Annotated in this window: 17 protein-coding genes; 12 read left to right on the forward strand and 5 right to left on the reverse strand. The window is 39.9% G+C overall.

Annotated elements, in window-relative coordinates; translation table 11 throughout:
* Positions 1-44 precede the first annotated feature (44 nt).
* From VB797_RS27880 to VB797_RS27905, 6 genes are all read left to right on the forward strand, one after another.
* On the forward strand, positions 45-851 hold the full coding sequence (locus VB797_RS27880; protein WP_323241022.1) for an ABC transporter ATP-binding protein: 807 nt from the start codon (positions 45-47) through the stop codon (positions 849-851).
* Positions 848-1,786, forward strand: coding sequence for an iron-siderophore ABC transporter substrate-binding protein (locus VB797_RS27885; protein ID WP_323241023.1), 939 nt, complete (start codon positions 848-850; stop codon positions 1,784-1,786). The genes VB797_RS27880 and VB797_RS27885 overlap by 4 nt, the downstream gene beginning before the upstream one ends.
* 121 nt (positions 1,787-1,907) lie before the next feature.
* Complete coding sequence (locus tag VB797_RS27890; RefSeq protein WP_323241024.1) at positions 1,908-3,998, forward strand: iron ABC transporter permease; 2,091 nt, start codon at positions 1,908-1,910, stop codon at positions 3,996-3,998.
* Positions 3,911-5,071 carry a sucrase ferredoxin gene (locus VB797_RS27895; protein ID WP_323241025.1) on the forward strand — a complete coding sequence of 387 codons (1,161 nt, stop codon included), beginning with the start codon at positions 3,911-3,913 and terminating at the stop codon, positions 5,069-5,071. Before VB797_RS27890 ends, VB797_RS27895 begins: the two co-directional genes overlap by 88 nt.
* An 881-nt stretch (positions 5,072-5,952) precedes the next feature.
* The gene (locus VB797_RS27900; RefSeq protein WP_323241026.1) at positions 5,953-6,705 is read left to right on the forward strand and encodes a ParA family protein; all 753 of its coding nucleotides are present in this window, start codon (positions 5,953-5,955) and stop codon (positions 6,703-6,705) included.
* Positions 6,705-7,643, forward strand: a complete 939-nt coding sequence (locus VB797_RS27905) for a ParB/RepB/Spo0J family partition protein (protein ID WP_323241027.1) — start codon at positions 6,705-6,707, stop codon at positions 7,641-7,643. The genes VB797_RS27900 and VB797_RS27905 overlap by 1 nt, the downstream gene beginning before the upstream one ends.
* Positions 7,644-7,772: 129 nt before the next feature.
* Here the strand turns inward: VB797_RS27905 and VB797_RS27910 are convergent, their stop codons facing one another.
* Positions 7,773-9,479, reverse strand: coding sequence for a hypothetical protein (locus tag VB797_RS27910; protein WP_323241028.1), 1,707 nt, complete (start codon positions 9,477-9,479; stop codon positions 7,773-7,775).
* Positions 9,476-11,629 carry a hypothetical protein gene (locus tag VB797_RS27915; RefSeq protein WP_323241029.1) on the reverse strand — a complete coding sequence of 718 codons (2,154 nt, stop codon included), beginning with the start codon at positions 11,627-11,629 and terminating at the stop codon, positions 9,476-9,478. The genes VB797_RS27910 and VB797_RS27915 overlap by 4 nt, the downstream gene beginning before the upstream one ends.
* Positions 11,630-11,847: 218 nt before the next feature.
* Here VB797_RS27915 and VB797_RS27920 point away from each other — a divergent pair, with 218 nt between their 5' ends.
* The gene (locus tag VB797_RS27920) at positions 11,848-13,173 is read left to right on the forward strand and encodes a hypothetical protein (protein WP_323241030.1); all 1,326 of its coding nucleotides are present in this window, start codon (positions 11,848-11,850) and stop codon (positions 13,171-13,173) included.
* Positions 13,174-13,503: 330 nt separating this feature from the next.
* On the opposite strand, the gene VB797_RS27925 is transcribed toward VB797_RS27920, so the two are convergent.
* Positions 13,504-13,776, reverse strand: a complete 273-nt coding sequence (locus tag VB797_RS27925; protein WP_323241031.1) for a hypothetical protein — start codon at positions 13,774-13,776, stop codon at positions 13,504-13,506.
* Positions 13,777-13,968: 192 nt separating this feature from the next.
* The gene (locus VB797_RS27930) at positions 13,969-14,934 is read right to left on the reverse strand and encodes a tyrosine-type recombinase/integrase (RefSeq protein ID WP_323241032.1); all 966 of its coding nucleotides are present in this window, start codon (positions 14,932-14,934) and stop codon (positions 13,969-13,971) included.
* 465 nt (positions 14,935-15,399) lie between these two features.
* On the opposite strand from VB797_RS27930, the gene VB797_RS27935 reads away from it, so the two are divergent.
* The 5 genes from VB797_RS27935 (at position 15,400) to VB797_RS27955 (ending at position 17,548) form a co-directional block, all read left to right on the forward strand.
* The gene (locus tag VB797_RS27935) at positions 15,400-16,014 is read left to right on the forward strand and encodes a hypothetical protein (protein WP_323241033.1); all 615 of its coding nucleotides are present in this window, start codon (positions 15,400-15,402) and stop codon (positions 16,012-16,014) included.
* Positions 16,015-16,058: 44 nt separating this feature from the next.
* On the forward strand, positions 16,059-16,343 hold the full coding sequence (locus VB797_RS27940) for a hypothetical protein (RefSeq protein ID WP_323241034.1): 285 nt from the start codon (positions 16,059-16,061) through the stop codon (positions 16,341-16,343).
* A gap of 36 nt (positions 16,344-16,379) precedes the next feature.
* Positions 16,380-16,721, forward strand: coding sequence for an HNH endonuclease (locus tag VB797_RS27945; RefSeq protein WP_323241035.1), 342 nt, complete (start codon positions 16,380-16,382; stop codon positions 16,719-16,721).
* 150 nt (positions 16,722-16,871) lie between these two features.
* Positions 16,872-17,189 carry a hypothetical protein gene (locus VB797_RS27950; RefSeq protein WP_323241036.1) on the forward strand — a complete coding sequence of 106 codons (318 nt, stop codon included), beginning with the start codon at positions 16,872-16,874 and terminating at the stop codon, positions 17,187-17,189.
* Positions 17,186-17,548 carry an aspartyl protease gene (locus tag VB797_RS27955; protein ID WP_323241038.1) on the forward strand — a complete coding sequence of 121 codons (363 nt, stop codon included), beginning with the start codon at positions 17,186-17,188 and terminating at the stop codon, positions 17,546-17,548. The genes VB797_RS27950 and VB797_RS27955 overlap by 4 nt, the downstream gene beginning before the upstream one ends.
* 65 nt (positions 17,549-17,613) lie before the next feature.
* Here the strand turns inward: VB797_RS27955 and VB797_RS27960 are convergent, their stop codons facing one another.
* On the reverse strand, positions 17,614-17,988 hold the full coding sequence (locus VB797_RS27960; RefSeq protein WP_323241037.1) for a hypothetical protein: 375 nt from the start codon (positions 17,986-17,988) through the stop codon (positions 17,614-17,616).
* Positions 17,989-18,653: the final 665 nt, after the last annotated feature.

The raw sequence follows: 18,653 nt of genomic DNA on the forward strand, positions 1-18,653 counted from the left end.
CTAATAGTTGCCAAAATATATCATTAACTACTGGGGGTTAGGAATTGGTAGCAATTGATGCTCATAACCTAAAAATTGCTTATGACCGCACAATCATCGTTTCTGACCTCTCCATCACGCTCCATGAAGGTGAAATAACGGCTTTATTGGGACCAAATGGTTCGGGAAAAAGTACAGTATTGCGGACTCTAGCTAGATTATTGCAACCGAATCGGGGTGCAGTTTATATCAACGGTCGCAATATTGCTAAAATGCCGACAAAACAGTTGGCGCGACAGTTAGCAATGCTACCTCAATCATCAGAGGTTCCACCAGCAGTGACCGTTAAGGAATTGATAGGTTACGGACGCTATCCCCATCAAAATTTACTGGGGGGATTCTCCTCAAAAGATACGGCAGCGATAGAGTGGGCGCTGACGGTGACAGGGCTGCAAGCCCTTGCCTCAAGGGCTGTTGATACCCTTTCCGGAGGAGAGCGTCAACGAGCTTGGATTGCAATGGCGATCGCCCAACAAACCAGCGTATTATTGCTTGATGAACCAACAACGTTTTTAGATATCCGCCATCAATTGGATGTTTTAGCTTTAGTAAGACAGTTAAATCAAGAACATGGAATTACTGTGGGATGGGTGCTACACGATTTAAACCAAGCTGCGGCTTATAGCGATAATCTAATTATGATTTCCCAAGGAAAGGTAGTTGCTAGCGGAAGTCCTCAAGAGGTGATGACAACCAGCAATATTCAGCAAGTATTTGACGTAGAAATGACCGTTATACCCCATCCCATTAACGGTTATCCGACTTGTTTGCCCTGCGATTGGGGATTAGCGACAGTGAGGAAGGCAGTATGAATAAATACAGCAGGCGCTTTTTTTTGACTGCGATGATGTCTGTCGCGGTTGCTTGTGGAAATAATTCTGCTGTTTCCCCAACAGACAAATCTATCTCAGCAAAAACACCGTCTCGCGTTGTCGCCTTAGAATGGGTGTATGTAGAAGATTTGCTGGCTTTGGGAATTCAGCCCGTTGGGGTAGCAGATATTGAGGGTTATCAAAAATTTGTCAACATAGAGCCTCAATTAGCAGCATCCGTGGTCGATGTAGGGACGCGAGCCGAGCCGAATTTAGAAGCCATAGCTCAACTAAAGCCGGATTTAATCATCAGTGTGGAATTACGGCATCAAGTAATTTACGATACTTTATCTTCCATCGCTTCAACTTTGTTATTTAATGCTTATCCGTCAGCAGATAGTGTAAATCAATTGCAAGAAATGCAGCAGACATTTATCAAAATTGCTGACACTATGAAGCGTGGGGAGCAAGGAAGAGCGATATTAGAAAAAATGCAGGCTACTTTCAAACAAGCTGAGAAACAATTGAGCGATTTAAAAATAGCAAATAAAAAATTTATTTTAGGTCAATTTAGCGATAGTGCGCCGCAGTTACGGTTGTTTACAGATAATGCAATGGCGGTACAAATTATCAAAAAAATTGGTTTAGAGAATGCTTGGCAAGGTAAATTTGATGCTTTTGGATTTAATACAGTTTGGATAGAGGCGTTACCAAAAGTAGAAGCAGCGAACTTTATTTATATTACTACAGATAGCAATATTTATTGGCAGCAATTGCAGAATAATCCGGTGTGGAAAGGCTTAAAGTTTGTGCAAGAAAATCGAGTTTATCCGATTGCATCAGATACTTGGGTGTTTGGTGGTCCTTTGTCAGCAGAAATTTTGGTAAATAAGATAGTAAACGCTTTTGGAGGAAAGATGAAGGATAAAGGATGAATTACGAATTAATGTAATTACTCTTAATTTTTAACTTATTATCCCAATTATTCCTGCATCATACTACAAATGCAAATCTTAAAATCAAGGCTATATCTTAATTTATAAATTACGAATTAATATGTCCCATTTGCAACTGTCCAAATTTAAAGGAAATACTTTCTTAATTTTGATTGTAGGAATAACTTTGCTATTCCTATTATTTTTTATTCACATTACCCAAGGGCAGGCGGAATTAAGTTTTAATACAGTAATTAAGGCAATTTTCTCACCTAATAACAGCAATGCCGATAACATTGTGCGTTATCTACGTTTACCCCGTGTAACTATTACTGTAATCGTAGGTGCGGCTTTGGGAATAGCGGGAGTGTTATTACAAACCGTGACTCGTAATCCCTTGGCTTCTCCAGCAACTTTGGGGGTAAATGCGGGTGCTTATCTAGCAGTAACAGCTACAATTATCTTTGTACCTAAGTTATTCGCACTCTCACCCGTATTGGTAGCATTTGTAGGTGGATTGCTAGCGGCTTTTTTAGTATATGCGATCGCCGCTGCTGGGGAGATAACGCCGATTCGTCTAACTCTTGCGGGTGTAGCGGTTTCTCTCACATTGGCATCTTTAACCGCAGCTTTGCAGCTATTTTACGAAAATGAAACCCGCGATTTATTTTTCTGGGGTGCTGGTTCTTTAGTACAAACGAATTGGGATAATACGATTTATGCAGCCCCAAGAATATTAATTGGAATTGCGATCGCGCTCTTGATGGCAAAACAGCTAGATGTTTTGTTATTGGGAGATGATTTAGCGGTTGCTCTTGGTGCGAGAGTGCAATTGAATCGTCTCAGCAGTACTTTAGTGGCGGTGTTTTTGGCATCTGTAGCGGTGAGTGTGGTGGGTGCGATCGGTTTTGTGGGTTTAGTTGCTCCCCATTTAGTGAAATTAATGGGATGTCGAAAACACTTTTTATTATTACCATTAACTGCCATTTGGGGTGCGGTGATCCTCTTAGCTGCGGATACTGTAGCAATGTCACTGACAACTAATTTGAGTGAATTACCAGCAGGTAGTATTACAGCTTTGATTGGTGCGCCGTTTTTAATTTGGTTGGCTCGTTCCCACCATTTGTTAAGTAAAAATAATGGAAATCAAAGCAGCTTTAAAATAAAATCAAAACCAGCTTTTTCCTATTCAGTTGTATTATCAACGGCAATTTTTTGCTTGATACTCGCTTTAATTGCCGGTTTATTATTAGGCAATATTAACTTTAGTTTCAATCAAATAATCGATACTCAAAACAGTGAAAATATTCTTGCTCAAAGAATTTTATTTCAACTCCGGCTACCGCGTCTTTTAGTTGCTTCTTTAGCAGGAGCCGCATTAGCAGTCAGTGGTTTGCTATTACAGGGAGTAGTGAGAAATCCCCTTGCAGGACCAGAAATTGTCGGCATTACTTCCGGTGCTGGCTTTGCAGCTTTATTAGTAATGATTGTTATCCCCAATGCCCCAGTAGAAGCGGTACCGATAGCAGCTTTCATCGGTGCATTTGCAGCATTCGGTATTGTATATTTAGCTGCTTGGCAAGGGGGAATAGTACCGGCACGACTGGCTTTAGTAGGTATTGCAGTTTCGGCGTTTTGCGGTGCGGGTATAAATTTGATGATAGTCAGCGCCAAATTGCGAGTAGCCCAAGCCTTAGTTTGGCTATCTGGAAGTACCTATGCCCGTCAATGGGATGAAGTAGGACGACTAATTATATTTCCCTTAATTTTGTTACCCGTAGCTTGGGTAATTGCCCGTAAGATTGACCTGATGGCATTAGGGGAAGACTTACCCCGTACCTTGGGAATGCGACTGCAAACAGCCCGCGCTATCTGCGTAACAGTAGCCGTTGCTTTAGCCGGTGCAGCAGTATCAACAGTAGGAACCATCAGCTTCGTCGGTTTGATAGCTCCCCATGCAGCAAGATTGACAATAGGCGATCGTCACCGTCAGTTAGTACCGCTAACAGCAATTTTAGGCGCAATTTTAGTCACCTTAGCAGATACTTTAGGACGAGTGATTTTAGCACCAAAAGAAATACCCTCCGGATTAGTCACCGCACTGATTGGTACACCTTATTTTTTATGGCTGCTATTACCCAAGCAATCGCTCTTTTCGATGGTTTGGGGCTGTTTGAGCTACCCCGAATCGCGTTCAAAAAAACTTTTTTAGCCAGCAAGAATATGTTAAACGATGATTATTCTCTCACAAATTGTCATTTTTGCTCTACTGTCTCCTTAATGGTGGGTGAAGACCCCATTGGTAGTGCAGTTCCTTGCGACCATTGGCTGATTGTCGAATTACCCCAACCCTGGGCAAAAATGCTTTGGCAAGAACATCCCATACTTAAGCCTCTGTTAGTTTTGATAAAAGAGTTGTTTGTTAAACATGGAATCAAAATCCAACCAATAGCTATTGCTCCCGATCGCGAATATTCTCGTCCTGGCTATACCCGTATATTTTATTATTACCGTCCCCAAAGATTATTTAATCAGTTTGATAAGCAAGAATTTATCGTACCAATAACACTTACCCTTCGTTTGGCAAAATCGATTCTTTTACAACTACTTAACCAACCAAATGAATTACATTCCTTTATACGATACAAGCAACTTTCAAGCCATATCCGCGAGATTCTAACTTGCACTCATGGTAACGTTGATATTGCTTGCGCCCGAAGAGGCTATCCTGTATATCAAAAACTGCGTTCTGATTATGCAGCGAATTCGGAAGGTAAACTGCGGGTATGGCGATGTAGCCATTTTGGAGGACACCAGTTTGCACCCACTTTAGTTGACTTACCTCAAGGACATTATTGGGGACATCTGCAACCAGAAGTTTTGGATAATTTGATATATCGTAATAGTTCCTTTGCACAACTTTATAAACATTATCGAGGTTGGGCTGGACTTAGTAAGTTTGAGCAAATAGCCGAGCGGGAAATTTTTCTGAGTTTGGGTTGGGAATGGCTCAAATATGATAAAGCTGGGCAATTAATAGTAATAGATAAAGACCACGAGTGTTGGGCAGAAGTTCGTATAAATTGTATAAATATAGATGCCCATGTAAGCCAAGCTTATAAAGCCAGAGTAGAACTGAGCGGTTACGTAATCACGGCTTTAAATTCTGGCAAGAATCAACCAAGACAGAAAGTAAAGCAGTATCGTGTAAGTCGGTTGGTAGAATTAAATAAGAGTGGAAACGACGAATCTATCACTACTCGGAAGGAATTTGGGATGAGTTGATGTTCGCTTTTATGGTTCTGCTGCCTTCCACAGTTGTTTTTCCGCTCCCTCCATAGCCAGTTAAAACCGTTACAGGAACTATATCTAATGTGAAGGGTAGTCATCCTATTTTCCCCAAATAATGAAAATCATTATTATAATATAGTGCTTGATTATATTTGGATGGGAGTCAATTTTAATCATAAAATTTGTATACTTGTTGTATTCGCGCACTACGCAATTCGTCAAAGAAAAGGCGAGACGAATATTAAAATCTTACTACCGCAGAGCCTTATCTACCTATTAATCCCCGAAAAATATAGCTATTAAACCATACGCCTATTCCTAACACCAGCGCGATTAATAAAAAGCTGCCAACTAATGATGATAGATTCTGAATTCGGCGTATTATCTAATATTGCTCCTAATATAACAGCTTTCCTGCCAAAATTAAGTTATCGGAGCAATCAATGGCTGTCTTGTTAAAAATCATGCAGTTGCAATCAGAGATGTCCTTGAATGCAAATATTAATACAAGGAAATGCCGAAGTGATGTCAATATTTACCGATATGTTTACGGCGCAGTATTGAAGCATTAAGGAACGTGCGCTTTTATTGACGGCTGGTATCGAATTCCTTCTGATGTATGAAGCGGCGTTGTTGACTAAATAATTAAATTCGATGCCGTATCGCACGCACTCTGTGTAAGCCTGTAAACTGCACTTTATGAAGACCGTAAAATGTTTCCTTAGAAGGCATCTACTTAAGAGAAAGACTCTGAAACAAATTGTGTTAGCGTTCAGTTCCTCCTGAAGGGAAGCATTACGAATTATTGTGACGCTTTTGTTTTAAACTATCTTGTGTTATACATCACAATATCTTAAACCAAAATCGTACCGGATGTGACCATAATAATTGCCATCTTCAACCAAGCAGGCGGAGTAATGAAAACCTCTCTCGCCATGAATCTTGGCTACCAACTACACCTCCAGAAACACAAAACGCTCCTCGTTGATATGGACCCGCAAGGAAGTTTAACAACTTTTATGGGTCTGGAACCCCACGAGTTAGAGCAAACCGTTGGCGATTCCATTTTCAACGAAGAAACGCCACCTTCAATTCAAGACAACTTACACGGCATGGACTTGCTGCCAGCCAACATTACGCTGAGTGCTGTAGAACTGCAACTAGCTACCGTTATGGCACGAGAAACCCGACTAAAAATAGCTTTAGAACCTCTTTTAAACCAATATCGCTTCATCCTTATTGACTGTCCCCCATCGTTGGGAATACTCAGCATTCTTAGCCTTACCGCTGCTACCCACGTACTAATTCCCATCCAAACCCACTTCAAAGCGTTCAAAGGTACAGAACTACTGCTTGATACTATAAAACAAGTCAAAAAACACGTTAACCCCCAACTAACTATTGCAGGATTCGTTCCCACACTTTACAGTAACGCCAACCAAGATAAAATTATCTTAGAAGCGCTCATTGACCAACTAGAACCACTTGCTACCGTATACCCCCCAATTCCACGCGCTACCGCCTTTGCCGATGCAGCAATGAACCGCCAACCATTAGCTACATACGCACCCAAACACCCAGCAATAACAATTTTAAATAAAATTCAACTCGGAATGGAGAAACTCTAATGCCAGCCAGAAAAACAACACAAGTTCCCCAAATGCGCGGCGTTCAAGACTTAATCAGCATGAATGCGGAAACAAGCCAAACTACAGTAGCCATCAACAAAATCCAAACAAATGATAAGCAACCCCGCCGCTACTTTGACCCGGATAAAATGGCACAACTAGTGCATTCCGTCAAAGAACACGGCATCTTAGAACCATTATTAGTACGCCCCTTAAAACAAGACAAATATGAACTCATCGCCGGAGAAAGAAGACTAAGAGCAGCCCAAGAAGCAGGACTTACAGAAGTACCAATCGTCAGTAAACAATTCGACGACAAACAAGCCCTACAAGTAGCACTCTTAGAAAACTTACAGCGAGAAGACCTCAATCCAGTAGAAGAAGTAGAAGCAATACTGGAACTATTAACAATCCAACTGGATATTAAACCAGAAGAAATTAAATCAATTCTCAACGAAGCTGCTAACGCTAAAAAACGCAAATTAGAGTTAACGGAAAACGTTTCCCGTAAGTTAGAACAAATCGAAACTATTTTAGCTGGTATTGGTAAATTTAATGCCGAAAGCTTCCGCACGAGCCGTTTGCCGCTGCTAAACTTACCCTTGGATGTGCTTGAGGTACTGCGCCAAGGGAAAATAGAATATACCAAGGCGAGAGCGATTGCAAGAGTTAAAGACGAGCAACAACGTTCTGACTTATTAAATGATGCAATTTCTCAAAATTTATCACTAACTCAAATTAAAGAACTGATACAAAAACTAGAACAAAATCAAACCGATATTGAAGAAACACCCCAGCAACAACTTACTAGACGATACTCGGATGTTGGCAAGCGATTGAAGAGTACTAAAATATGGGACGACACCAGAAAGCGTAAGAAGTTAGAGAGATTGTTGGGTGATTTGGAAAAGTTGCTTTCGGAAAGCGAGGTAAAGTAAGCTTCAACATGAAGCGCTTAATCAAACTACAAGTCACGGGTTCAATAATTATTTTATACACCTTCGCTCAAACACCTTGCAATGTCTTTTTTCAATTAATTCTTATGAGTTTTGCGGAGCGGGTAAAAGTCATTCACGAAGATAATTCAGCCAGTATGCAGGAATAATCGGCGTTCGCAAGTGGCGGCTGGCAATAAGTCCTATTACAAACCACCCACAAGTAACGCACGAGATATTGTTGAAATCTTTATATTTTTCGCGAAGGCGAATGATGTAAGTTTTAAGGTCATCAAAATTTTCTGGCAAGCGAAACGGATGGAGAGTAAACCCACCAGCATATCCTGCATTAGTACTGTACAGGTGGTTATCTGTGTCGTCGTCCGGAAACCAAAGCTGAAGACTAATCTTATTAAAAGTTCGAGTCACAGCTTCCTGAAAAGCTTTATAATCATCAGCAAGATTCAACACAGCATACAAACCAGCTAGCATGGGCAGGAGCGTTGAAAGTTCCATCAACTTTTCTTTTGGTGGAGCTAAACCAACTTCCAGAGCAACAAGGTCGTTATAATTATCCGAAGCTATGGGAAAGCATTTACCAATCTGATAAGCGAAAATGATGTGATGACTGAGTTCTTTGACCCAGCGAGCAGCTTGATTTGTGTACCCAGCAGCGATGAGCGTAAAAAGTCCCAAGGCTATGTCGATAACATGACCGTCATAACGTGGCGCAAACGCAGGAGGATTGTTTTCTATTAGGGCTGCAAGCATTTGTGCAACTGCTTGCATCTGCTCTTCATATCTTTTACAAAGCTGTTCATCGCGTGTAATTGCGTATAAATTCCAGAATACCATGCCCATAACACCAATAATTCCGATTACTTCAAAGGTGCGAAGGGGGTACTCTAACTCATCAGCACCATAGCCAAACAAACCATCCCTAACAATACAGTGTGGCTGAAGCTTATTAGCATATGCACCAGTGACTTTGAGGTAAGTAAAGAAAAGTTGGGTAAATTTCTCGTTCGTGACCTTGCAATCAAAAAGCTCGTTTTGACGCATCCAGTCCCAATTACGCAGAACTGCACGTTCGGCACAAAGTAAAGCAGGTTTGAGATTATCTGCTTCTTGACACCAATAAAAAACAATGTTAAGACTCAAATCAAGTAAACACAGTGCTTTCTGACGCTTGCGCTCTGCACTTTTATTTTTTTCTTTTGGTAGATTCCCCTGAAACAAAATTCCTTCAATTAATTGATAGAAGTAGCGCGGTTCATCTTCGTTTTGGTCAACTAGTGCAATTGTTTTACGTAAATGTTTTTGGACTGACTCTGGAAATAGGTACTCATCAATAAGATATTGCTCAATAAGCAAAGTTAGCTGGTCGCCACCCCAAAAGTCAAACTCAATTTCCCCATATTTTGGATCTAAACCCGTATTTCTATGAACGTAGTTTACCCAGTCCGGTTCGACATCCTGCTTTAATTCACCCCCAGTTGCAAGGATAATTTTTTTCGGTAATGCCTCATGTTCGGGTCGGACACGGTTACGCAAGTACGAGTCAAGTATTTCGTTGAGCGATGGACGCACAGCATTTTTCCCAGCATCCCAGCTGCTTCGAGTTATATCCCCTTCTTTGACGGTTAATAAAAATAGTTTCTGTTTATTGTCTTTAGGGTCAATACCAACAGCAGGAATATCAACACCAAATTGGCGCGAACCAATACCTGGACGACTTAATAAATCAATCCCCATCGATAGAAGAAGGTCAGGAAGTAGAGCATCTATCTCTTTTGACTCTTTGAGCATACTCAGATACTCACGGATAACCAATTTCATACATTACTCTCCCCAGTAATTTCATCTTCTGCGTTTTTTGTTTTGTACAACCCTATATTTCGCCATAGCCTTCGCAGATAATCTTGCCCGATAGGGTCGATAAATTCTCCTTGTGGCAATTCACATTCGTAGAAAAAACTAGCAAGCTTATAAGGTTCTGTAAAATCACCATCTCGCTCATAGGAAACAGCGCGACCATGCTTAAGGTTTACAGTAGGGAATAAACTCGAAAGCACAGAACGCTGCTGAGTTTCCTCCATCATTGCGTTTTGATATTTCCACTTAGCTAATTGCAAACTATAGGTTCGTTGTGACGGGGGTTGCAGTTCTTTTAGGCGGGGCAGTTTCTGCCTTGCTTCAAAATAAGCATCGGAACGATTCAATGCTTCTTCAATTATATTTACTAGTTCTTCTGAAGTGACATCTGAATCTTCTATTCGGAATTTCAAGTAATCACCAGTTTCATGCGGATAATTGTAAAGCACATATTCGCTTAACAAGCCCACGATCAATTTAGCAATATTGTGTGAATAGGGTTCGCGCTTGATTGCCGATAGTAATAGTGCTGCAAGAGAACGAGCATCTGTTATATAACCTGCGAGCCGATACAGCACACAGGCAACCGTTTGCTCGTCAAGAGTATCCAGTTCTTCCTTACTTAGCGTGAATACTCGATTTGCGAAAGCTTTTTTGCGAACAACTTCTGTAGTTTCTTGATGACGATCGCCACGAGAATGAATGGAGTGAAACTCATCGTTATCGTTTGTGTTGAGTGCTGCTGCATCATCATTCACTGGAATAGAATTAAAGAAATTAATTACATTACTTCCAGCGAGGTGTAATCGTATATCTGAAGATGAGAACCAACGAGTAATTGCTGCATTCAGTGCATTAATATGGTTATTATATAGCTCAATAAAGGTGCTATTAAGCATCTGTGGCAGTGTAGTTTCTCTTCCACTTCTACTGTAGTCCCAACCTAAAGCTATTAACTCAATTACTTGAAAGGCAGTATTTAAGTCATTTTTTGCATAATGCTCTATACAGTAATTCAAAGTCTCTAGTATTTGTGCGGGAAATGAAACTGCCCTTACCAAATGCAATAGGGATTCTTTATACCACGGTGAATTGTATGCCTTGTTGCCTTTCTGAAATAAGATGCTTGACATCTCGTTATGTACCGCAGTGTCATGAAACGATGCAAATTCAACTAAGCAACTTGCAGCTTCCTCTGATTTACTTGCTAAATTACCATAGGCTCGAACTAGTATAATTTCAATATCAGCATTTAATTTGCCTTTAAGGTCATTAAATCTGTTCAAAGTTATCTGCATTAGGTCATTTTGCTCACCAGTGTCATACTCAAAAACACCAAGTGCGGCAATACCGCTTCGACAAAGCGTTGGCTGCTCAGAATAGGTCAAAGCCATAGCACGATGATGGGCTTCTTGTAAATCTAACTTAGCTAGCCCAAGGAGCGCATCAAAAGCTAATTCACCAATAGGCGATTCCGGGCGCTCTATAAAATTTTTGTAGAGAAAATCAGCATTATTTCCAGAAAGGGCTGCTAAATTTTCGACAATCGAGGATATTCTATATCCATTACTAGTTTTATACATTGGTTCTAGTGCATCAACTAGAGATTCAAACTCAAAATTAAGTTGTGGAAGCACGTCATAGAATGGGTTGTAAACGTTAAAGAATGACCTGTCGCGTTGTTCTCTTGCATTATCCAATCTAGCTATATCAGCTACATAACCCACTATATCTTTCTTGTATTCGTAGTTCAGCACAAGCAGTACAATACCTGTGATTTTCCTGCTAGCATTTATGCGAATACTGCATCTATATATGTCATCAAACACACTAGCAAATTTTTCTCTCTCGTCCCAAGCTACAAGTGCTAAATCTATAGCGTGACGTACCAAGTAATCGCTAAGAACCTCTGGGTCAGAAAATCCTATCTTTCCATCATTGCTTGCAAGCAACCCCAGTACAAGTGCTTTACTTAAATTAATTTCATCACTCTGCGGTTCAGAAACATTCTGCTCAGTTTGTTCGTAGATTTTTGCAGCAACCCATTGTAAAGATGCGTGTGCGTCCCCATTACTTTGTTGAGTTTGTTGCCAGTGTGGAGTCAAGTCCATCATACGATAAATTATAATTGTATTTATTAATACTCATAATTCAAGAAAGCTGCACGGGTAAATATAATCTAAATTGTCTTTACTTGCGGATAAACATTCCCTTATACACAAATACTGCAAAAATTACCTCAATTTACGGTCACTGTGAGTCTTAGAAGACACACAACTCATTTTATAATCTTTTATACTATATTAGTACAATTGTTTCAATAATTCGACTAATGAATCCCACTGATTCGCCATCGTGTCAATATCTACCACAACCCAGACTATACCGCTCTAAGTACCCCAACCAACCGATGCTTCTCTACAAAGGTTTTGCGGAGATTATTCTGGATGAAAAAGTCTTTGAAGGCAATGCTACCGTACTTTTAGTATGGTTCCCCTGCCCCCATGCTTCCTTCGAGTTTACTTACTTTGGAAAGACGAAGGTAGAATTAGATGATTTCACCCTAAAGTTAACAGAAATCGGGGTAAGTGCTTTAGCATCTGTTTCAGAGAAAAGGTATTACGGTGCTGATGACAAGTCGGTAATTTCAGGATATTTCTGCGAACCAGTTGTCCAAGGCAGCCAAAAAGAATTAGCATCCTTAGCGTTTTACATAACTAACTTTCCGTTTTTTAATATTTCCAATACGTGGGGGATAGAGGAAGAAGAACTGGAAGGTTGGTTAGAACTGTACTTTGAAGGTCAGTTTGTTTTTCAAACTGACGAATGGCGAATAATATTGGCAACGCTACCCGATAGTTGGGATATCCACGATTTACTAAGAACGCAAGGCGGCTATGCTTTAACCCATATGTGCAAGCTAGAGCGGTTGGATAGAAGCCCCTTCTCCTTAGAGGATGCCAGGGAGCAGTTACAGGCATTTTCTTTCTACCTTTCGTTTGCTAGGGGAATTTGGATAGCACCAATTCTTTTATTCGGCTATGATGCCCAAGGAGAACAGGTTTTTGAAGAATGGTCGGATTGTAGTGCCGACTCATGGCAGAACACTTGCGAATGGTTTTCTCCTGATTCTACCGAATTAGTCCAAGCTTTTCCTGGTTTTATGCAGCGCTGGAATTCGCTTGCATGGCGCGAATTAATTCAAGAATCCATTCAATGGTACGTAGAAAGCAGTAAACAAGCTGGAGGTGCAGAGGGTGCTATTGTTTTGCAGCAAGCAGCGTTGGAACGACTGGCATGGGTTTTTCTGGTAGAAGAAAAGCGCAACCTTAGTAAAGATGGATTTCATAAACTGTCAGCAGCTGATAAAATTAGGCAGTTATTGTCTCATTTGGAAATTAAATTAGAAATCCCCGCTCGTTTGAATAACATAAAAAATGTGTCAAAAGCTGAAAATTGGGATGACGGACCGCAGGCAATCACTGAAATACGAAACGCAATTATTCACCCCGACCCTAAAAAGCGACATAAAGGAAGCGGTGCCTCCCCAGTTGTTAAAAACGAGGCATGGAATCTTGGACTACAATACCTAGAACTTGTACTACTAAAACTCTTTAATTACCCGTATGCTTACTTATACGACTTAGAGGAAGACTAAGGTCTTATATTAAGTAGCGATTATTACTACTTGTAATTAAAAACCCGCTCAGAAACAATATGCTTCCTTATCACATGAACACCAGGCAAATAGTTGTATTCGTTTCAACGGTAGAAATGACGGGACTGTTATGGAGCAGTTGACTTGCAACTCAACACACAAGCTGTTGCGTGGTTGACTGACCGCTTTGGGGATATTGCATATAGCACTAACTATTTTTAGCTAGAAACTATTCTATATATATGTTATGCGTCATCCTTTTTTTGACACAGATAAATTCTCGTTTTGCCCTCCACTTCGGCTGCAAAATGGAAATAACTGTTGCTCCCGTTATTCTTCTTCTTCGTCTTCTTCCGTAAATAAGAAAGAATCTAAAGTTGTTCTGAGTTCGTCAACCACATCTTCAACTTCGCCCAAAGCAAAGTCCGCGTCATCCGCGCTGAAGCTACTGCCAAAAACTTCTTGATTCACAAATTCGTCAACTAATCTTTGTAGTTTAATCGCTTCGCTTTTAAACTGTTCCAGACCTGCTTCGCACTGCTGTTGGCGGTATTCCGCTTCTTGTTCCTCTTGATTCGGCGGTTCGTAAAGTGGTTCACTCAATTTGATAAAGCCTCCCGTGAAAGTGCTAATATCTTGCTTCTCCGCGATAGGCGATCGCCCTTCGAGGCAAAATATCGCACGCTATTGATGATATAATTGTCCCGTTATCCGGGCAATTTTAAAAGAAAATCCTTGTAGACATTGAAGGAAAGCAGTTTTTTACAAAGCAGCATATGATAACGATTATCTTTATCAAACCAAATCTTCCAAAAGTGCAGTAATTTTCCCCTGTGCCTTGGTGCGGTTATCATCGTAAATCATCAAAGTATTTAAACTCGCATGACGGCTCAACTTTTGCACGCTTCTAACATCCCCTTTACTCGCATCTAACGCCGCAGTTACCGACGAATGCCGGATTTTGTGCGGGCTGATGATTTTAGAAATTCCCGCCTCCTTGGATATTCCCACCACAATCTTGCGGATACCGTCACCCGTCAACCTATGCCCGTAGCGCGGACGTAAAGAAACGAACAACGGCTGCTTAATGTCTAATTCCTTCCGCACCCACAACCAATCCATAAGCGCCGCACAACTCTTATGATGTAAATCAATAATTTCCTTTTGCGTACCTCGTCCCTTCCCCAAAATAGCCAGCGTCTTTGCTTCTAAATCCAAGTCTTCAATGTTACATCGAGATATTTCCTCCCTGCGTAGCGCGTTCGCCCATAACAGCCGCAACAAGGCATAATCCCGCTTACCTTTCAACGTGTCCCTATCTGGTATTGCTAACATTTTTTTGAATGCTTCGGGACTAATTCCCGTCGTATCCCGGTACTGCTTTACCTTTTCACTTTTGATATCAGCTAAAGTCCAACTGCACTTGCCCACATTATAAGCATAATTAACCAACGCCTTAATCGCCGCCAACCGCCGATTAACAGTAGCTTCCTTCAATCCCAAATCAATCAACTGTGCCTTATACCGCAACACCAAAGTTACAGCAGAAAACCTTTCCATCTCTAAAAACTGCGCCACCAACTCAGGTGTCGGTTCCTTTGCTGCCACAGCTTGAAAAAACTTTCTTAAATCCTTAGCATACTCATGACGGGTACTTTTGTTGCGCTTCCCCACTAACAACTCCTGCAACAAATCGCGTTCTGCTGCAATGGCAAAAGGATTAGTAATTATATCGGTATGCGACTTGTCTGGGAGTAACATAATAAACAACTATAGAAAAGTTTTATTTTCGATATTTATTCTACCTTTTCTTTGTCCTTCCCTTACACAATGTAGGGAAGGCACATAAAGTGAAAATGTCGCGCATAAAATGAAAATTTGTCGCGCTGGAGATGAAAACGAGTGGCTGTAATCCCTGTGTTTTCGTGACACCCTTGTAGCACCGCCTTCATAAAGAAAGCGCCGTCTTCTTTATCCTGTAAGAGGACAGCAACTTTCCGAACGGTTGAAGCAGAAATTTTCAACTTATGCGCGAATTGTGCAGGAATTTTTCACTTTATGCACGACAACACTCGCTTCAATCCCTATGATTCCGTGGGGAAATTTTCAACTTATGCGCCTTCCCTACACAATTGGCTGCAACGGGTGTAACCAATACAAGATATGCTGATATCATTGCTATCGGTTTGATATCGATTTGATCGCTTGTAGTCTACGCTGTTTGCTATGCCCGATTCTTCTCCAGAACATAAGCCCAGTCAAATGATTCGCGTGCCTACTCCAATAATAGGGGCAGTACGCTCCTTATCCCGGTTGCATCGTCAAGGAAGAACAAGTGAGATTCTTCAAGGTTTAGAAGAGTTAATTTCAACGTTAGAAAGTAGCAGCAGTAGTAGGTACAATACTAATTCTAAAACTTTATCTGAAATAATGGAACGTCTTGATAAAGTTGAGTCAAATAAGACGGATGAATGTAGTAGTAATGAAATTGTTGATGCCGAACGCATAAACAATTTAGAAGATAAAGTTGATTCTATTGTTTCTAGAATAGAGCAATTTACTGATGCCATCAGACAGATACAAAATCATCTAAATAATCAACATAAAAATAATAAAAAATCTTACTACAACAATTCTTCTTCCTCTAGGCAAACTCCGCGAATACAGCCGTTAACAGAGGAAGGTTTAGCTTTGAGATTCGGTGTAAGTTTAGAAACTGTACGCAAGCAAAGAATTGATTTACCATCTCCGCATTTTGTGGCGTGGTGCAAGCGTCGAGATACTTCTAATATTGGGTGGGAATATAATCAAGATACAGGTTTATATCATCCGGTAATGTAAAGAAATAAGTAATAATTTATCTTCTTGTAGGAGTAATTAATAATATGAGCAATTCTTCTTTTAGAAGCCCCTGGGTAGGAATGAGGCAGTACACCAATGGATTTTCATCTAAGAAGGCAAGTCCAGGATACATTGCGGGTGCGCGTTCAATTTATAGTAAGCTTTGTTCTGAATTAAGTAATAATCACGGGCGTTCGGGATATGTTGCTATAGAATCCGATAGTGGAGAGTATGTATTTAATGCTAACAAAGAAGTCGCTCAAAGGGAACTTACAATAAAATATCCAGGACGGTTAATTTGTACTTTTAAATTAACAAGGGCATCGTAATATAAATTGATAGAAGGATAATTTGGATAGAAGAAGATGACTAATAGTAATTCTCAAATATTATACCCAGACAATTGGAAGGAATTAGCCACTAGCATCAAGGCACTTAAGGATTGGAAGTGTCAAAAATGTGGTAGGATATGCATAAAGCCAGGGCAAAAAATACCCTCGGATTGGAGCAATTCTCAACGTAGGACATACACGTTACAGGTGCATCATTGGAATAGAAATCCCGCAGATAATAGAATATCTAATTTAGCGGCATTATGCCCTGGATGTCATTTATTTTATCATACAAGGGGAAGAGGAAATATTTCTCCAGGACAGCTATCTTTTTTTGATAAGTTAGGAATTGATTTTGAAGAGGAGACATATTAATAAAATTGCTCATGCTATGTAATATTTTTAGATAAAAATAAATTAATAAAGAGAAGTGTCAATTAGAAAAAATGCACTTATAAGGAGCTAATAAAGGTTTAATTACAAAAATACTCGCGGTTTATAATAATTAAAAAAGGAGAAACGATTATGACAACAGATAAATCTACTCGCACCGCTCGTCGGGGAAGAATATTCCCAGAAATTCAGTGGACGGAAGAACAATTAGCGCAATGGAAAGCAGAACGCGAGGAGTTCCGGAAGCGTTGTCAAGTTATTTTTGACCGTGTAAAGCCTTCTTTAATGCAAACCCATTACAACTGGTATATAACGATTGAACCTCTGAGCGGTGAATATTTTGTCAACAAGGATGATATGCATGGCGCTCAAATCGCACATGAGAAATATCCAGGTGCAAAGTTGTATACTTTCCGCATTAATGAAACCGGAGTGTGCGGAACAATATAATGAACGGATTTTTCGGTGATGAGGATGCTTTATTTTTTGAGATTGAATTAATAGCATCCGATGGTTTAGAGTTACCAGTCGATGCACTTTTTGATACTGGTTTTTCTGCTTGGTTAGCTATCAATAATCAAGATTTAGATGCGCTTGGTTGGACATATATAAAACAGCAGCCAATGTTTACCGCACGGGGGGAAGCAGAATTTGAGCTTTATTTGGGTAAAGTAATATTTGGCGGTCAAGAATACGACATCCCCGTTCATGTTGGTGAAGGATTAACGGAAGTTTTACTTGGTCGTCAATGGCTTACAACTAAACGATTAGTTGTGGATATGCCGTCTCTGGAATTGACGTTGGGATGAGATTATTTATTGATGTGTCAGTAGAACATCTGTGAATAATAAATCAGCATTTGGATTGCAGTATTCTAGATTTTATCTGACAAAGATTTAATAAAAATGTGTTCCCAGAATCCTTGTTTTTGTCGCGGTGTTAGGTATTTATCAAGATAGTCATGCAAGCTAATACGGAATTTCCATTGAAGATATTTATCTATGGAGCCAATAGGAATAACTACATCTAAATATTTGTGTTGATATACTCCCAAGTATCTAGTAGCAAAGATAAATTCTGATAGTAAAACAATTTCATCATAGCTAAAATATTCACCTTTCTTAGGTGCGCTATCTTCCCCCAATCCATATTTACACCACTGCTTTACGGTGGTTAGCGATACGTTACAGCATTGCGCTAGTTGGGTTTGGGTAAATATAATATCGATTTCGACAGGTGTTACTTCCATTTTCATTATGACGATATTTTGTACTTATAAATAGTCAAGTTTTAGTTATAGTTCAGCTTGAGTGCTATTAATCTTAAACCAAACTTTCACTATATAGCCTGTTAACTAAATTAAATGCAACCGCTGGCTTTGTTGCTTCTCTATTGAGCATTTAATAATATGAAATTCAACCTCTATTAAACTTGCTATTCCTGCGGAGATAAAAACATCTAGCGGGGGAATGCTGATGCTTCAATAAAGTAGTTTTAAATTAATCGATCGCTTATTAGAGAGGGATTTTCTTATTCATTCAACAATTAGTAAATGGTGTTGCGTTCATAATTTAGCCTTCAAAGTTAATCGGATTCCTATTGAAATGCCCATAAATATTATTCGCTTCTAACCATACTGGTAACGTTCTTTCCACTTCTGACAATTCGTTTCCGTTTTTATCGACTAAGCCATGTACAATTTGTACTATAAAAATATTGAATATGCCACTATTTTTGCTTGTTAAAATTGATGACGAGACATTATATAGTATTCTCAAGATGTCACTTCAAAGTAACTACAATGCTCATCTTTTTGAAGACTAGGATTAACAGCGCAAGGTAATAAATAATCGCCAGAGGCATATTTACAGCCCAAGCACTGACAGGATAAATAATCTCCGCTTTCAACTAAAT

This window comes from Rivularia sp. UHCC 0363 (genome assembly GCF_034931125.1).
In the GTDB taxonomy this organism is placed as follows: domain Bacteria; phylum Cyanobacteriota; class Cyanobacteriia; order Cyanobacteriales; family Nostocaceae; genus Rivularia.

What these genes read in the sequence shown, in the direction of transcription:
- VB797_RS27940 (WP_323241034.1), top strand. Translation starts at nt 16,059, where the DNA reads ATGAGCAATTCTTCTTTTAGAAGCCCCTGGGTAGGAATGAGGCAGTAC.
- VB797_RS27960 (WP_323241037.1), bottom strand. Translation starts at nt 17,988, where the DNA reads ATGGAAGTAACACCTGTCGAAATCGATATTATATTTACCCAAACCCAA.
- VB797_RS27895 (WP_323241025.1), top strand. Translation starts at nt 3,911, where the DNA reads ATGGCTGCTATTACCCAAGCAATCGCTCTTTTCGATGGTTTGGGGCTG.
- VB797_RS27920 (WP_323241030.1), top strand. Translation starts at nt 11,848, where the DNA reads ATGAATCCCACTGATTCGCCATCGTGTCAATATCTACCACAACCCAGA.
- VB797_RS27905 (WP_323241027.1), top strand. Translation starts at nt 6,705, where the DNA reads ATGCCAGCCAGAAAAACAACACAAGTTCCCCAAATGCGCGGCGTTCAA.
- VB797_RS27890 (WP_323241024.1), top strand. Translation starts at nt 1,908, where the DNA reads ATGTCCCATTTGCAACTGTCCAAATTTAAAGGAAATACTTTCTTAATT.
- VB797_RS27950 (WP_323241036.1), top strand. Translation starts at nt 16,872, where the DNA reads ATGACAACAGATAAATCTACTCGCACCGCTCGTCGGGGAAGAATATTC.
- VB797_RS27915 (WP_323241029.1), bottom strand. Translation starts at nt 11,629, where the DNA reads ATGATGGACTTGACTCCACACTGGCAACAAACTCAACAAAGTAATGGG.
- VB797_RS27935 (WP_323241033.1), top strand. Translation starts at nt 15,400, where the DNA reads ATGCCCGATTCTTCTCCAGAACATAAGCCCAGTCAAATGATTCGCGTG.
- VB797_RS27885 (WP_323241023.1), top strand. Translation starts at nt 848, where the DNA reads ATGAATAAATACAGCAGGCGCTTTTTTTTGACTGCGATGATGTCTGTC.
- VB797_RS27945 (WP_323241035.1), top strand. Translation starts at nt 16,380, where the DNA reads ATGACTAATAGTAATTCTCAAATATTATACCCAGACAATTGGAAGGAA.
- VB797_RS27910 (WP_323241028.1), bottom strand. Translation starts at nt 9,479, where the DNA reads ATGAAATTGGTTATCCGTGAGTATCTGAGTATGCTCAAAGAGTCAAAA.
- VB797_RS27930 (WP_323241032.1), bottom strand. Translation starts at nt 14,934, where the DNA reads ATGTTACTCCCAGACAAGTCGCATACCGATATAATTACTAATCCTTTT.